This is a genomic window from Pseudomonas sp. MEJ108, from assembly GCF_030208985.1.
GTDB lineage: Bacteria > Pseudomonadota > Gammaproteobacteria > Pseudomonadales > Pseudomonadaceae > Aquipseudomonas > Aquipseudomonas fragariae.
The window spans coordinates 72,330-88,486 of sequence record NZ_JARVSW010000014.1 but is presented as its reverse complement, the minus strand read 5'-3'; the positions used below and the strand labels follow the sequence as shown (position 1 = coordinate 88,486).

General features: G+C 60.7%; 13 protein-coding genes. 8 read left to right on the top strand and 5 right to left on the bottom strand.

Annotated features, from left to right (window positions below):
* Positions 1-52: 52 nt before the first annotated feature.
* A complete protein-coding gene (locus QRN50_RS08090) occupies positions 53-3,535 on the bottom strand; it encodes an indolepyruvate ferredoxin oxidoreductase family protein (protein ID WP_096126547.1) in 3,483 nt (1,160 codons plus the stop codon).
* Between the two features lie 172 nt (positions 3,536-3,707).
* Between QRN50_RS08090 and QRN50_RS08085 the strand changes: the two genes are divergently transcribed.
* From QRN50_RS08085 to QRN50_RS08075, 3 genes are all read left to right on the top strand, one after another.
* Complete coding sequence (locus tag QRN50_RS08085) at positions 3,708-4,175, top strand: Lrp/AsnC family transcriptional regulator (RefSeq protein ID WP_002553253.1); 468 nt, start codon at positions 3,708-3,710, stop codon at positions 4,173-4,175.
* Positions 4,176-4,668: 493 nt separating this feature from the next.
* On the top strand, positions 4,669-5,220 hold the full coding sequence (locus tag QRN50_RS08080) for a DUF4880 domain-containing protein (RefSeq protein WP_011268161.1): 552 nt from the start codon (positions 4,669-4,671) through the stop codon (positions 5,218-5,220).
* 100 nt (positions 5,221-5,320) lie between these two features.
* Positions 5,321-6,457 carry a M14 family metallopeptidase gene (locus tag QRN50_RS08075; RefSeq protein WP_053275451.1) on the top strand — a complete coding sequence of 379 codons (1,137 nt, stop codon included), beginning with the start codon at positions 5,321-5,323 and terminating at the stop codon, positions 6,455-6,457.
* A gap of 36 nt (positions 6,458-6,493) precedes the next feature.
* Here the strand turns inward: QRN50_RS08075 and QRN50_RS08070 are convergent, their stop codons facing one another.
* On the bottom strand, positions 6,494-7,723 hold the full coding sequence (locus QRN50_RS08070; RefSeq protein ID WP_054091926.1) for an MFS transporter: 1,230 nt from the start codon (positions 7,721-7,723) through the stop codon (positions 6,494-6,496).
* 106 nt (positions 7,724-7,829) lie between these two features.
* On the opposite strand from QRN50_RS08070, the gene QRN50_RS08065 reads away from it, so the two are divergent.
* Positions 7,830-8,375: a TetR/AcrR family transcriptional regulator gene (locus tag QRN50_RS08065; RefSeq protein ID WP_011268164.1), complete on the top strand. Its 546-nt coding sequence runs from the start codon at positions 7,830-7,832 to the stop codon at positions 8,373-8,375.
* A gap of 78 nt (positions 8,376-8,453) precedes the next feature.
* On the top strand, positions 8,454-9,758 hold the full coding sequence (locus tag QRN50_RS08060) for a leucine-rich repeat-containing protein kinase family protein (protein ID WP_096126526.1): 1,305 nt from the start codon (positions 8,454-8,456) through the stop codon (positions 9,756-9,758).
* A gap of 20 nt (positions 9,759-9,778) precedes the next feature.
* Here the strand turns inward: QRN50_RS08060 and QRN50_RS08055 are convergent, their stop codons facing one another.
* Entirely contained in the window at positions 9,779-10,483 is a 705-nt protein-coding gene (locus QRN50_RS08055; RefSeq protein ID WP_003364547.1) for a YebC/PmpR family DNA-binding transcriptional regulator, read from the bottom strand.
* A 326-nt stretch (positions 10,484-10,809) separates the two neighbouring features.
* Between QRN50_RS08055 and tssI the strand changes: the two genes are divergently transcribed.
* Positions 10,810-12,432 (top strand): type VI secretion system tip protein TssI/VgrG, encoded by a 1,623-nt coding sequence (tssI, locus tag QRN50_RS08050; RefSeq protein WP_057456826.1) that lies wholly within the window; start codon positions 10,810-10,812, stop codon positions 12,430-12,432.
* On the opposite strand, the gene QRN50_RS08045 is transcribed toward tssI, so the two are convergent.
* Entirely contained in the window at positions 12,372-13,145 is a 774-nt protein-coding gene (locus QRN50_RS08045; RefSeq protein ID WP_096126527.1) for an enoyl-CoA hydratase, read from the bottom strand. The two genes, tssI and QRN50_RS08045, sit on opposite strands and share 61 nt — an antisense overlap.
* Positions 13,146-13,226: 81 nt before the next feature.
* Positions 13,227-14,444, bottom strand: a complete 1,218-nt coding sequence (locus tag QRN50_RS08040; protein ID WP_096126528.1) for an acetyl-CoA C-acyltransferase — start codon at positions 14,442-14,444, stop codon at positions 13,227-13,229.
* Positions 14,445-14,634: 190 nt separating this feature from the next.
* Between QRN50_RS08040 and QRN50_RS08035 the strand changes: the two genes are divergently transcribed.
* Together QRN50_RS08035 and QRN50_RS08030 are read left to right on the top strand one after the other, a co-directional pair.
* Entirely contained in the window at positions 14,635-15,114 is a 480-nt protein-coding gene (locus QRN50_RS08035) for an LEA/WHy family protein (RefSeq protein WP_003400587.1), read from the top strand.
* A 129-nt stretch (positions 15,115-15,243) separates the two neighbouring features.
* Entirely contained in the window at positions 15,244-16,122 is an 879-nt protein-coding gene (locus tag QRN50_RS08030) for a glycoside hydrolase family protein (protein WP_003400585.1), read from the top strand.
* Positions 16,123-16,157 lie beyond the last annotated feature (35 nt).

Genomic DNA, 16,157 nt, shown 5'->3' with positions numbered 1-16,157 from the left:
TAATGAAAAGCGTGCCAACGCTGAGCTGGCACGCTGATTGGTATTGCGCTCCTCAGGCAGCCGCCTCATACAGCTTCGGCGCAGCCACTTCGCCGCTTTCCAGGCTCTTGCGCAAAATATCGGCCTGCACGGCAGCGGCCTTCATGGCGCTTTCCTTGATGTAGCCATAGCCGCGAATGCGTTCCGGCAGGCGTGCCAGACTCAAGGCGGTGTGGCGATTCTGCGCCTGAAGGTGCTGCAGGATCAGTTCGACATCGCTGACATAGCGGTCAATCAGCGCCCTCTCCTGCTGACGCTCAAGACTGCGACCGAACGGATCGAGCGCCGTGCCACGGAGGAATTTGAATCTCGCCAGCACATCGAAAGCGCGCAGCATCCACGGGCCAAAGCTGCGTTTGCGCGGTAACCCGTTGTGCGGATCGCGCTTGGCCAGCCACGACGGTGCCAGATGAAACTCCAGTCGATAGTCGCCTTCGAACTGCGCTTGCAACTGGCGGGTAAACTCGCCGTTGCTGTAAAGCCGCGCCACTTCGTATTCGTCCTTGTAGGCCAGCAATTTGAAGTAGTTGAACGCCACCGCCTCGGTCAGCGTCGGCTGCTGACCGGGAAATGCCCGCGATTCGCTGTCGCGCACGCGTTGCACCAACGCCAGATAGCGCTTCGCGTAGGCAGCGTTCTGATACTGCTTCAAGGCATCGACGTTACTCTGGATACGCTGATCAAGGTCCACCGATTGCGGCTCGCTGACCTTGTCTTGTGGATTGACGAAGGCCTCCACAGCGGCGGGATCATGCGCGGTACGACGCCCCCAGAGAAACGCCTGCTGATTCAGGTTGACCGCTACGCCGTTGAGTTCGATGGCCTTCTCGATGGCCGCCGAGGTCAATGGAATCAGGCCCAACTGGAACGCATAGCCGAGCATGAACAGGTTGCTGGCGATGCTGTCGCCCATCAGTCGGGTGGCCAGCGATGTAGCTTCGACAAAGTGGGTCTTCGCCGCGCCGACCGCCTCGATGATGGTCTGCTTCATGGCTTCGGCCGGAAACACGGCATCCGGATTGCGCGTGAACTCGGCGGTCGGTGTTTGCTGGCTGTTGACCACCGCATGGGAAATCTTGCTATCGAGCTTGGCGATCGCGTCCGGGCCGGCAGCCACCAGTAAGTCACAGCCGAGCAGCAGGTGCGCTTCACCGGCGGCGATACGCACGGCGAACAGATCCTCTTGGCGCGCGGCAATGCGGATATGGCTGACCACCGGACCAAATTTCTGTGCCAGACCAGCCTGATCGAGCACGCTGCAGCCCTTGCCTTCCAGATTTGCGGCATAGCCCAGCATCGCGCCGACGGTGGTCACCCCTGTGCCGCCGACACCCGGCAGGAGAATATTGAACGGCCTGTCGAGCGACGGCAGCACCGGTTCCGGCAGACGCGCGAATGCTTCGACCTGCTTGGGCAACGCAGGCTTGCGCAGTTTGCCGCCATGCACGGTGACGAAGCTCGGGCAGAAACCCTCGACGCAACTGAAATCCTTGTTGCACGCGCTCTGATCGATTTCGCGCTTGCGCCCCTGCGCCGTTTCCTTGGGCAGCACAGACAGGCACCCGGATTTGACCCCGCAATCGCCGCAGCCCTCGCACACCGCCGGGTTGATCAACGCGCGCTTTTCCAGATCGGGCATGGTGCCGCGTTTGCGACGGCGGCGCTTTTCAGTGGCGCAGGTCTGGTCGTAGATGATGACCGACACGCCTTTGAACTCGCGCAACTCGCGCTGCACGCTGTCCAGATCGCGCCGATGATGAAAGGTGGTAATCGGCGTGAAGTCCTCACGACTCGGGTACTTGTCCGGTTCGTCGGAAACCAGCGCGATGCGCAGCACGCCTTCGTTGAACACCTGACGGCTCAGTTGATCGACGCGCAGCACGCCGTCGATCGGCTGGCCACCGGTCATGGCCACCGCATCGTTATAGAGAATCTTGTAAGTAATGTTGACCTTGGAGGCCACCGCCGCACGCAGCGCCAAGTGACCCGAGTGAAAATAGGTACCGTCGCCCAGGTTCTGGAAAACGTGTGGGGTTTCGGTGAACGGCGCCTGACCGATCCAGGTCACGCCCTCGCCGCCCATCTGGGTAAACGTGTCGGTTTCGCGGTCCATCCAGATGGTCATGTAATGGCAGCCGATCCCGGCCAGGGCGCGGCTGCCCTCCGGCACCTTTGTCGAGGTGTTGTGCGGGCAGCCGGAGCAGAAATGCGGGGTGCGCTGGGTGGTGAACAGCGGCGCCTGCAGCGCTTGCTCCTTGTCGCTGAGAAACTGCAGGCGCGCCTCGATCTGCGGGCTGCTGTAGAACGGCGCGAGGCGTTTGGCGATCACCCTGGCAATCATCGCCGGAGTCAGCTCGCTGAGGTTCGGCAGCAGTGAGCGGCCCTGCTCGTCGAACTCGCCGACCACCACCGGCCGGCGCTCCACAGGCCAGTTGTAGAGCTGACCGGTCAACTGGTCTTCAATGACACTGCGTTTTTCCTCGACCACCAGAATTTCGTCCAGCCCTTCGGCAAAATCGTGCACCGACACCGGTTCCAGCGGCCAGCTCATGCCGACCTTGAGCACGCGAATCCCGACCTTCTCGCACAGCTCCTGATCGATACCCAGCTCTTCGAGGGCCTGGCGCACGTCCAGATAGGACTTGCCGGTGGTGATGATGCCCAGCCGCGGTTGCGCAGAATCGATCACCACCTTGTTGAGCTGGTTGGCGCGGGCGAAGGCCCTGGCTGCGTAGATCTTGTAGGTATTGAGTCGCGCTTCCTGAGCCAGCGGCGGATCCGGCCAGCGGATGTGCAAGCCGCCTTCGGGCAGGTCGAAATCGTCGGGGATACGGGTTTTGATCCGCAATGGATCGACCTCGACCACCGCGGAAGAGTCGACGTTCTCGGCAATGGTCTTCATCGCCACCCAGCAACCGCTGTAGCGCGACAGCTCCCAGCCAATGATGCCGTAGTCGAGAATCTCCTGGACATTACTGGGGTTGAGCACGGGGATCATCGAGGCGATGAACGCATGCTCGCTCTGATGGGCGATGGTCGATGATTTGCAGCCGTGGTCGTCGCCCGCCAGGATCAGCACACCGCCATTGGCCGCAACACCGGCTGAGTTGCCGTGCTTGAACACATCACCGCAACGGTCTACCCCCGGCCCCTTGCCGTACCAGAGGGCGAACACGCCATCGTACTTGCCATGCGGGAACAGGTTGACCTGTTGACTGCCCCAGACCGCCGTGGCGGCCAGTTCTTCGTTGATGCCCGGCTGAAAATGGATGGCGTTTTGTCGCAGGTAGTCCTTGGCGTCCCAAAGGCTCTTGTCCAGATTACCCAGCGGCGAACCGCGGTAGCCGGAGATGAACCCGGCAGTGTTCAGGCCCTGCGCCTCATCGCGCTGCTTTTGCAGCATCGGCAGGCGGGTCAGGGCCTGTGTGCCGGTCAGGTACAGATTGCCGGTGGCAAGCCGGTATTTATCATCCAGACGAATATCAGCCAGGGACATGCGCATACCTCTCTTGTTCTTATAAGTCAGGTCATTTGCACCGGGACGGTCCTGCCCGGCAGCCTTGCAACTAGACTGCCAGCAGCAAAGAGGCTTTTTCTTTCTAAATGCGCGCAAATCTGCTGATATTGAGCATGCTTTTTTCGACCAGAACAAAAAACAAGGTCAATTCATGCAGCCAAAATTGAGCCCCATCGATCGCAAGATTCTTCGTCTGCTGCAACATGACGCCAGCCTGTCGGCCGCGGAAATCGCCGAACGGGTCGAGCTGTCGCAATCGCCCTGCTGGAGGCGCATTCACCGGCTTCAGGAAGACGGGGTGATCGAACGCACGGTCGCCCTGCTCAGCACCCAGAAGCTGGGACTGAGCATGACCGTGTTCGTCGAGGTCAAGCTGTCAGGCCATGGCCGCCGCTATCTGGCCGAGTTCGAGGAGGCAATCATCGGCCACCCCGAGGTGCTGGAGTGCTACACGATGGCCGGGGGGATGGATTTCATGCTCAAGGTTGTGGCTCAGGACATCGCCAGCTACGAACGCTTTCTGCGCGATCATTTGCTGCAATTGCCCCACGTCCACGAGGCCCACTCGAACATCGCCATGAGCACGGTAAAGCGCACCACGGAGCTGCCGCTGGACTAGACGATATAGGGGGAGAATCGAGAAAAGAAAATCCGCCGAGCGAGCGCTGGCGGATTATCGGTATCAATGAGGGCAATAAAAACATTTGACTTGCAAATGATAATGATTATTATTGCATCAGCGGGTCGCGAGACTCGCTGGATAACCCGGAAGTCTTAGGTCGGCTTCCAGATTATCTCCTCATCAGGCTAATCACGGTTTTTGACCCGGCTTTTTGCCGGGTCTTTTTTTGGTTCTTTCTTTATGGTTTCGCTGCTTCAGGCTAATGAAGTCTGGGTATTGCGCGGTGTGTTGCAATGACGCGGATCATAGCAAAGGCGCCTCGATCAAGGCCATGCTTTTAGGGCAAAAACGCCTGGATGCGGCAGATAAAACGTAAATGCTGGGACTTTTCACTTGAGAATGATTCTCGTATTCACTAGTCTACGCTTGTCACGGACGCTACCCGACATCGCAAGGAAGATTCCCATGGACGACCAGCGAGCGATACATCATGAGTAATCAGCTCTCGTCTCTACTGCACCTCCCCGCCCGCCTGCCCGAGCCGCAACCCACGCTGCAGGCCATCGAACTCGGCCACCGCCTGGGCAAGCTCTCGCGCCGGACCCGGCAGATATTCCTGCTCAGCCGACTCGACGGCCAGGCCTATGCCGACATTGCAGCCTTCATGAACGTCGATATTGCCCGGGTAGAGCGTGCGATGCTTCGTGCGCTGGGCAAGGCCCACGTGCCTGGCGCGGCTGACACCACAAGCGCTGCCACTCAGGCCGCCATTCAGGATCAGGCCAGCCGCTGGTATGTGCACTTGCAGAGCCCTGCGGCAACCGCCAGTGAACGCATCGAGTTTCGTCACTGGCTGGACGCCGATGCCGCGCACCTTTCGGCCTTCCAGAACAGCGAGCGACTGTGGCGTCAGTTGCAGGCACCCGCCTCTTTACTCGGCGCATCCGGCTGGCATCGGCGCAAGCGCCGCGTGTATCTGGCCTGGTGCCTGCTGACCGCCTTCATCTGCAGCCTGATGGTCACCGCCGAGGCCATCTCCTGACGCGCAGATGACCGTTGCAGTGAAGTTTACGTCGCAGGACGCGATGTCGATCGGTGTACAGTAGCGGCCTGAAAAGGCATCTACGCAGCAGGCACCTATCTTGACTCTCACTATCGGTTCAGATTTCGACAGCGGCAACATTCAGGTTCTCGACGCAAGCGACCCGGCGCATATCAGGCTGGCGATTCGGCCCGACACGCAAAGCGCGCATTTCCAGTGGTTTCATTTCAAGGCAGACGGCCTGAACGTCGGCCAGACCTACGGCTTCAGCCTCACCAATGCCAGCCAATCCACTTTCAACAGTGCCTGGAGCGGCTACAACGCCGTGGCGTCCTACGACCATCAGAACTGGTTTCGTGTCGCGTCGGATTTCGACGGCAAGGCGCTGAATTTCAGCCTGGCCGCGGAGCAACCGCAGGTCTGGTTTGCGTACTTCGAACCCTACAGCCGTGAACGCCATGACTGGCTGATCGAACAGGCGCAGGAAAAAGCCGGTACACAGTTGCTGGCTGTCGGCAAAAGCGTCGAAGGCCGGCATATTCAGCTGCTGCGCAAGGGTGACGGTGCCGAAGGCAAACGCAAGATCTGGATGATTGCCCAGCAGCACCCTGGCGAACACATGGCCGAATGGTTCATGGAGGGCGTGATCGAACGCCTCCAGCAAAAGGATGACGCCGCGCTGCAGCAATTGCTGGCCGAGGCAGACCTGTACTTGGTGCCGAACGTCAACCCGGACGGGGCCTTTCATGGCCACTTGCGCACCAACGCCAGCGGCAAGGACCTTAACCGTGCCTGGCAGGACAGTACCGAAGCGCTGAGCCCGGAAGTGTCCTTCGTCAGGCAGCAGATGGAAAAATACGGCGTGGACATGTTCCTCGACGTGCACGGTGACGAAGAAATCCCCTACGTATTCACCGCGGCCTGCGAAGGCAATCCGGGGTATACCGCACAGCAACGCCAGCTTGAAGAGCGCTTTCGCAGCCGCCTGTGCGAGGTCAGCGACAACTTCCAGACGGCTCATGGCTACCCACGCGGCGCACCCGGTCAGGCCAACATGAACCTGGCCGCCAATGCTGTGGGCGAACGCTACAAGTGCCTGTCACTGACCCTGGAAATGCCCTTCAAGGATCACGACAACGCGCCAGACCCGGTCACCGGCTGGTCAGGCAAGCGTTCCGCGCAACTGGCCGGGGACATACTGACCGTGCTGTCCGAGATGGTAAAAGAGCTTCGCTAAGGGCTCTGCTGTTTTCAGGCAAACCGAAATGCCCACCTACGCGTGGGCATTTTTGTTTGCGCTGGCCGCACGGCGTACGATCAGACTGGCCAGCGCGATCAGCGCCAGCGTGATCACCACTGCCCCGTAGACATTGCTGGTCATCACCAGCCCTGCCGAGCGGGCAAAGAATCCGGCGACCAGTGCCGGTATGCAGAAGGCCAGGTAACTGAGCACCAGAAAAGCCGACATCAGCCCGCCCCGCTCGTGGGCATGCGCTAGTGGCATGAGCATGCGCAGCGCGCCCAGAAAGCTCGATCCGAATCCCACACCTGCGACCACTGCGCCGACGAAAAACAACCACAACAAACCGAGGTTGATCGAAAGCAGGATCACCGCAACACCCAACGGCAGAAAGCTCGCGCCAACCCATAAGCCGAGCACCGGCTCACGCTGACGCAGCGTCAGAATCGCCGCAGCGCCGCTTAGAGTCAGCGCCGCAACCGCCAGGCCGCCATTGAGCGGTGAGGTGGAGCCGGTCGCCGCCACCAGCAAGGACGGGCTCAACGACAGAAAGAAGCCACCCAGCGCCCACGCGGCGATGTCCACCGGCAGGACCAGCCACAGCATGCGCCGTGCCTGCTGCGGAACATGCAACGAGGGCTTGAGGGATTGCCAGACACCGGGCTGGCGACTGACGGTTTCCTCGACGCGTCCCAGGTACAGGGCCTGACTCAGGAATGCGGCCAGCAGCAAGCAGTAACCGAGCATCAGCGGCAACGGCGCGTACTGCGCCAGCAGTGCCGTCCCCAGAGCGCCAACGGCCATGCCGAGCATCGGCGAAATACTGTTGATCAACGGTCCTTTGACCGAATCACTGTCCAGCAAGGCTGCGCCCAGTGCGCTGGCCGCCAGCCCCGTTGCAAAACCCTGCAGCAGGCGCGCGGCCACCAGCCAGCTGACATCACTGGCCAGAATGAACAGCAGCATCGAGACGCTTTGCAGCAGCAAGGCACCGAAAATCACCGGGCGCCGTCCCAGATAGTCAGACAACGATCCGCCCATCAACAAGGCAGCCAGCAGGCTGAATGCATACACTGCAAAAATCAGGGTAAGCACGCCCGCAGAGAATCCCCATGCCTCCTGATACAGGTGATAAAGCGGCGTGGGCGTGCTGGACGCGGCAAAAAAGCATAACGTGGTAAACGCCAGAAACCCGAGATGGTTTCGTGCCCGACCGTCAGACTTCACGTCTGGCGACGTCGAATCGTTTGAAGAAAGGGACATGGATACGCTCTCCGCCAATGCAATCTGTTAAAGCCATAAATTAGCTTTTGCGGAGTGTGCGACGTGATAGCGCTTAAAGCAAATACTTTGTGTTAAGGTCCGCCGTATGGCTATCAAAGAAGCAGTTCGCACCGGAGGCCGCAGTGCCCGGGTGCAGGAATCCATTCACCGCGCGGTCCGCGATTTGTTGCAGGAACACGATCGGTCAGCACTCAGCGTGCCGATGATCGCGACCCGCGCAGGCGTCACGCCGTCGACTATTTATCGCCGCTGGGGTGATCTGACCACGTTGCTGGCGGACGCTGCCCTGGAGCGTCTGCGCCCTGACGTGCCGATCGATCAGGGCAGCCTGCATCAGGACCTGCTGACCTGGAGTGAAATGTATCTGGACGAAATGTCCTCGGCACCTGGCCGGGCATTGATGCGCGATGTCGCCGCCAGCACCTCCGGCTGTGTCGGCAAGTGCGCGGCAATGGTTCGCGAGCAGTTGCAGGTCATGATCGATCGTGCCATCGCTCGCGGCGAGGTTTCTCCCAGTGCCGACGACATGATCGATGCGGTCGTTGCACCGATGATTTACCGGATTCTGTATGCCGAATCGGCACCTGCGCCCGAACGCGTGCGTCAATGGGTCGACCGCTGCCTGAGCTGAGCCGCTTTGCAGGGAGTCAGCTGCGGCAACTCCCGTTATCATGCGCGCCTCGTCCGACATCAATGACCGAACCTATTCATGCATACCCTCGCAGACCTACGCGCCGGCAAGCTGGCAGGCATCAAACGGCTTGACCTCTCCTGTGGCCTGAGCGAATTCCCGGTCGAAATCTTCGACCTGGCCGACACGCTGGAAGTCTTGAACCTCAGCGGCAACAGGCTGACCTCACTGCCAGACGACCTGGGTCGCCTGACCCGCCTGCGCGTGCTGTTCGTATCAGACAACGCCTTTATGCACCTGCCGGAAAGCATTGGCCAATGCCCGCAGTTGCAGATTGTCGGCCTCAAGGCCAACCGCATAGAGCAGGTCAGCGCCGCGGCACTGCCGCCGCGCCTGCGCTGGCTGATCCTCACCGATAACCGCATCGAGTTGCTGCCCGACGAATTGGGCCGCCGCCCAGACCTGCAAAAGCTGATGCTCGCCGGCAACCGCTTGCGCACCCTGCCCGCAACCCTTGCGCAGTGTCACAAGCTGGAGCTGATCCGCATTGCGGCCAATCGCCTGACCGAGTTGCCGGACTGGCTGCTGAGCCTGCCTGCCCTGGCATGGCTCGCCTTCGCCGACAACCCGCTGTGCGCCGAACGTCCCAACGCGCCGATCCGGGAAATCCCCTGGCAACACCTGAGCCTTCACCAGCGCCTGGGCGAAGGTGCGTCGGGGATCATTCAGCAGGCGGTCTGGCACGACGCCGGCGCTGAGCGCATGGCAGCGGTCAAGCTGTACAAGGGCGCGGTCACCAGCGATGGCTCGCCACTCAATGAAATGGCGGCGTGCATCGCAGCAGGCCGCCACGCACAGCTGATCGAGGTGCTTGGACAGATCAGCGGACATCCCGAGCAGCAGCGCGGCCTGGTCATGGCGCTGATAGCCCCTGATTTCGGCAATCTGGCCGGGCCGCCGAGCCTGAAATCCTGTAGCCGCGATGTTTACGCCAGCGATACGCGCTTTTCCCTGCCGGTGCTGCTGCGCCTCGCTGAAGGCATCGCATCGGTCACCGCGCACCTGCACGCCTGCGGGATCACGCATGGCGACCTTTATGGTCACAACATTCTTGTGCAGGAGGATGGCCATTGCCTGCTCAGCGACTTCGGCGCGGCGTCCTTTCACCCGTCAGCCGGGCTGGGTGAGGCGCTGGAGCGCATCGAAACGCGGGCATTCGGTATCTTGCTGGGGGAATTGCTGGAGCGTTGCGAGGCAGATCCGCAGGATCAGAACGTCATGGCGGGCCTACAGGGGCTGCAGATAAGATGCGTGCAGCCTGATTGCCAGCAACGACCGTCGCTGGCAGAGGTTCTTCTACAGATAAAAACATGGAGCGCGTAAAGCGCTCCATTGCGCAGTGATCAACCTGCCAGGCCCACGTACACGTTCTGCACGTCATCGTGGTTGTCGATGGCTTCGAGAAACGCTTCGACTTCGGCCATCTGCTCATCGGTCAGGCCGTCCACAGTGCTTTTCGGGCGATAGCCCAGTTGCGCGGACTGGACGGTGAAACCGAACTCCGGGAGCGCCTTGCAGACCGCGTCCATGTCGGTGGATTCGGTGAGGAACAGCGTCGCGCCCTCTTCACCTGGCTCGAAATCCTGAGCACCGGCCTCGATTGCCGCCAGCTCCGGGTCGGCATCCGCTGCTGCAGGAACAGCCTCGATCATGCCCTGATACAAAAAGTCCCACGAAACCGAACCCGCAGCGCCCAACTGGCCCTTGCGGAACAGCACGCGAATTTCCGAGACCGTCCGATTGATGTTGTCGGTCAGGCACTCGACGATCACCGGCACGCGGTGTGGCGCAAAACCTTCGTAGGTCAGACGCTCGAAGTTGACGCTCTCACCCAGCAGGCCTGCGCCCTTCTTGATAGCACGTTCCAGGGTCTCGCGCGGCATCGAGGCCTTCTTGGCCTGCTCGACCACCAGCCGCAGACGCGAGTTCATGTCCGGGTCTGCGCCAGCGCGAGCTGCGATCATGATCTCCTTGGACAGCTTGCCAAACGTACGTCCCTTGGCATTGGCTGCCGCTTCTTTATGCTTGACCTTCCACTGTGCGCCCATGTCTGCTCTCTTGATTCGCTAGGCACCTCGCCGCCTGCGCCTGCATGACTGACAGAACGCGGCGCTGGCAAGGCGCTGAAAAAGGGTCACCGGCAAATACCCTGTCCGGCGCGGCGCATTTTATACGCGATCACGGCAGATGAAACCCCCGACAGACAGATTGGCCTTATGAACTCGCCAGGATGGCTGCCAATCCGGCCAACGGCAATCATCTTCTTTCTGTCACCGCTTGTAGGCTCTTTCCGAAAAACCTTGCAGCAATGCTTTTGCGCCTCCTTATTCCGTAACCTGCGCGGCCCCGTTTTTGAAGCTAGAGAGCCCCGCAGATGCGCAAGGACCTGCAAGTGCCCTTCATGCTGGCGATCACCGACTGCCAGCCGGATCTGCATATCATCAACTTCGCCGGCCATGAAGCCCTCAACGAAACATATCGCTTCGACCTCTGGATGATCGGCAGCCACCCGCAGCTGGATGTGCGCAGCCTGCTGCATCGCGAAGCGTTTTTAAGCTTCGGCGAATCTGGCGGCGGCAGGCATGGCCGTATCGAGCATGCGGCCCGGCTGCACAGGGGGAATCGCGTGAGCCTTTACCATCTGATTCTGGCGCCTGATCTGCAGCGGCTGGCGCAACACCGACAACGCCGCACCTATCAGGACCGTGCGATTCCTCAACTGATCGTGCGCTTGCTTGAAGCACACGGTATCGAAACGAACGCTTACCGCTTCGAGCACGTGAACGGTCTTTATCCTGCCAGGCCGCTGCATATCCAGTACGACGAAAGCGATCTGCACCTGTTGCAGCGCCTGTGCGAGGAAGAAGGCATGCATTTCCGCTTCGAGCATCGCCGGAGCGGCCACCGGCTGGTGTTCTCGGACGACCCTGCCAGCTTTCCGGCGCAGCCATTGCCGGTGCGTTTCAAGCGCCCGCAAGCGTCAGACGTACCTAGAGAGACGCTGTTACACCTGGCCGAGCGACTGGGGTTTCCGCAGTTTTCAAGACAACCCGCCGACCACCCGCAACCTGCGCACGCACCTTCTTCGCCGCACGATGCACACCCTCTGACGATAGCGGCCAATCATGCCTTTCAACCGCCAGGCTTACGTGGAGCGATCAGTCCCCGGGAGGCACTGAGTCGGCAGCGTGGCAGTCGCGGACTGGAGCGCCTGCGTTGCGAACGGAGCGATGTCAGAGGACAAAGCATCGACACCGCCTTGCAGTGTGGTGAAGTCATTCAGGTGCTCGATCACCCGGAGCCATTGCTTAATGATCAGTGGTTGCTGACCGAAGTTGTTCACGCAGGCAGGCAGTTACAGGTGCTGAAGGGCGCCGCCGCCCATGATGCGCTGGCAATCCTGCGCATCCTCGTCGAAGCGCAACGTTCGTCACCCGAGGCTGAACAACTGCAAGGCAACGGTTACTGCAACAGCTTCAGGGTAATACCCTGGGCAACGCCGTTTCGCCCGTCGATCAGCCACCCTCGACCCATTGTCACCGGTGAGCATTTCGCCACCTTGCAGCGCAACGACAACCAACCGGACCCACCCGGATATCGTTCAATCCGCTTCGACTGGCACGCTCAAGGCCCGGAAGACCAACCCGCACAACGTTGGCCGATGGCAAAAGTCGCCTGCCCGGAGATTCATCGGCTACCGGCGGGTACACGTGTGCGGGTCCGCTACCTCGACAATCATCCCGAACGCCCCGTGATCTGCGCGGCACTGTTAGCGAATCCGGGGCAGGACGCAGTGACTGCTTACCCCACCGACTGCGTTCGACTGGCGAACGGTCAGCGCCTGCACATCAACGCGCATGACGGATTCACAGTGCGCGGGCGGACCGCCGAGTTGCAGGTCGACGCGCAACGCATTCTGATCGTTGCCCATGCAGATCAGCAGTCCTTGAAATCGGGCTGGCGCTTGTCGATGAAGGCGCGCATGCCCTCCTTCTGATCCTGGCTGGCGAAGGCGGCGTGAAAAACCCGGCGCTCGAAGCGGATGCCTTCGGCCAGGCTCACCTCGAACGCGCGGTTGACGCTCTCTTTGACCATCATCGCCACTGGCAGGGATTTACTGGCGATGACCGCTGCCACTGCAAGCGCTTCCGGCAGCAACTGATCGAGCGGCAGCACGCGGGCCACCAGACCGGCGCGCTCGGCCTCGTGAGCATCGATCAATCGGCCGGTCAGGCACATCTCCATGGCCTTGGCCTTGCCGACTGCGCGGGTCAGACGCTGCGTTCCGCCCATCCCCGGCAACACGCCGAGATTGATCTCGGGCTGTCCAAACCTGGCGTTCTCGGCAGCCAGAATGAAATCGCACATCAATGCCAGTTCACAGCCGCCACCCAAGGCAAAACCGGCCACCGCAGCCACCAGGGGTTTGCGTCGGGCCGCGACCCGGTCGCTGTCACGAAACAGGTCATCGAGGTAGATCTGCGGGTAGGACAGGTCGACCATTTCCTTGATGTCCGCACCAGCGGCGAAGGCTTTTTCCGAGCCGGTCAGCACGATGCAGCCGATCGCACTGTCCGCCTCGAACTGATCGAGCGCATGGTTCAATTCGTTGATCAGACGCGCATTCAAGGCGTTCAACGCATCGGGCCGGTTAAGTCTGACCAGGCACACACCACCTATAATCTCAATGAGAATAGTCTCGTAAAGCATTGATAAATATCCTTTTTATTTAATTACACAATCAGCAGCTTTTTATAGATTCAACATTCAATTATTAGATCAAGCCATTGATTAACAAGGATAATTCAACAACTCGATAGCTATCGCAGTAGCTTCACCGCCGCCGATGCAGATCGCCGCCAGGCCACGCTTGAGTTGTCGATGCTGCAAGGCCGCCAGCAGCGTCACGATGATCCGCGCACCCGAGGCGCCGATCGGATGACCAAGCGCGCAGGCACCGCCATTGACATTGACTTTATCGTTCGGGATGCCCAGCTCGCGCATTGCCACCAGTGGCACCACCGCAAACGCCTCATTGATCTCGAACAGATCCACATCATCCAGGCTCCAGCCTGTCTTGCCCAAAAGGCGCTGAATGGCGCCTATCGGCGCTGTTGGAAACAGGCCCGGCTCGTCGGCAAATGCCGCATGCGCATGAAACACCGCCAGAGGCCGCAGGCCACGCCTTTGAGCCTCGGACTGACGCATCAACAGCAGCGCTGCTGCGCCGTCGGAGATAGAACTGGAGTTGGCCGCGGTGACCGTGCCGCCCTCGCGAAAAGCGGGTTTGAGCGTGGGTATCTTGTCGGGACGCGCCTTGGGGGGCTGCTCATCGTGGGTGATTTGCCTCGACTCCTTGCCCACGGTGACTTGCACCGGCACGATCTCGGCGTCGAAATGGCCTTCGGCAATGGCCTTTTGCGCGCGAGCCAGTGAGGCCAGGGCAAACGCATCCTGCGCCTCGCGAGTGAAACCGTTGAGCCCGGCGCAGTCCTCGGCGAAGGTGCCCATCAGCCGTCCTGGCTCATAGGCATCTTCGAGGCCGTCGAGAAACATGTGATCGAGCACCTTGCCGTGCCCCATGCGATAACCGCTGCGCGCGCGGTCCAGCAGGTAAGGCGCATTGGACATGCTCTCCATGCCGCCAGCCACCGCCACCGCAGTACTGTCTGCCAGCAACAGGTCATGGGCCATGATTGCGCTCTGCATGCCGGAACCGCACATCTTGTTGACCGTGCTGCACAGCGTCGCATGGCTGAGCCCGGCACCCAGCGCCGCCTGCCGAGCGGGTGCCTGGCCCAGACCTGCCGGCAGCACACAACCAAACAGCACATGCTCCACGTCTGCAGGCTCGATGCCTGCCCGCTCGACAGCGGCACGGATGGCGATCGATCCCAGCGCGGTGGCACTGAGGCTCTGCAGATCGCCCTGAAAACCACCCATGGGCGTGCGCACGGCACTGACAATGACCACGGGGTCTTGATGAGGGGGTGTCCTTTCGATGGACATGGCTATCTCCAGTCTTGTTTTTATCGGTACGGTTTTCTAAAGGTACGGGGGAATCATCAACCTGCTGCCTTGCAGACGCAATGGTTGAGGCAGGCAGATTAGCCGCTATCCCGGCATCGTGCCCGACGCGGCGAATCTCTCACCACTGACGAGGTCTGAAGATCACTGAACCTGACGCTGGAGCACACGAATGCCGCTACGCCTGATCCGCGCCCTGCTCTCGGGGCTGCTCATCCTCGGCTTGAGCGCCTGTGCGCTGATTCCCCATCGAGACCCGCTGGCGATCAGTGTCGTGGGTATCGAACCCATCCCCGGCCAGGGCCTGGAACTGCGCATGGCAGTCACGTTGCGGGTGCAGAATCCAAACGAGACCGAGATCAACTACAGCGGCGTCGCGCTGGACCTGGACGTGAACGACAGGCTGCTGGCCTCCGGGGTCAGCAACCAGAAAGGCACTGTAGGACGCTTCTCCGAGGCAGTGCTGGTGGTGCCGGTCAGCGTGTCGGCATTCGCTGCCTTGCGCCAGGCACTGGGGCTTAGTCAGAGCCAGCGTCTGGACAATCTGCCCTATACGCTTCGCGGCAAGCTGGCCGGCGGCCTGTTCGGCACAATGCGCTTCAGTGACAGCGGCACGCTGGATTTGCGCCAGGCCGAGGGAGATCCCTGGTAACAAGTCATTACCGGTGGTAATGCCTGTCGGGGTTTGGCAGGGTATACGGGACGATACAGGTGGCATGCTTTCTGCTGGCTGACGGCAGCGCATGCTCTGCACCTCTCCACCCTCAAGGAAGATTTGCCAATGACCCCGCAGAACCCGTCAGCACGTTTTTTCCCGACCTTTCTGGCCCTTGTGGCGCTGATGCTCAGCCTGTGCGTAGCACCGGCATGGGCTGCAGAAAAAAGCGCCAAGCGCGGCATCGCCTACGACATCGCCCTGCCCGCCGACCTGAGTGCGTTATCTGCAGGCGTGAGCTGGTGGTACAACTGGAGCCCCAGGCCCCACGACCGCCTGGCGTCGTACGACTACGCCTCGATGTACGGCGTGGATTTCATTCCGATGGTATGGAACGGCAACGTTGACGACGGGCAGTTGAAGCAATACCTGCTGGCTCACTCAGCCATCCGCTATCTGCTGGTGATCAATGAGCCGAATCTGCTCGATCAGGCCAACATGACGCCCGAAGCGGCGGCCGGCTTCTGGCCGAGACTGGAACAGATCGCCGCCCAGACCGGCGTAAAACTGGTGGGGCCAGCGATGAACTGGGGAACCATGCCGGGCTACGGTGACCCGGTCGTGTGGCTCGATGCCTTCTACACAGCCTATCGGTCGATGAATCAGAATCGCGACCCGCGCATCGATTACCTGGCTTTTCACTGGTACGACTATGGCTTGCCAGGGATGCTCGACCGGCTGTCGAAGTACGGAAAACCCTTCTGGGTCACCGAGTTCGCCAATTGGCACGCTCCGGATGACGGAGCGCAGATTGATTCGGTCGACAAGCAGAAGCGGCAGATGGCGGAAATGGTCGCCACCCTTGAGCAGCGCCAGGACGTGTTCAGATACGCCTGGTTCACCGGCCGGATGAACCCTGACCCGCACTTTTCAAGTTTGCTGGACGCTGAGGGCAAGCTGACTGAGATGGGCCAGTATTACCTGTCGCTGCCACACAGCGAGTAAGCCCTTGCGGCTCGGTCAACGCATTTTCGCAGCCT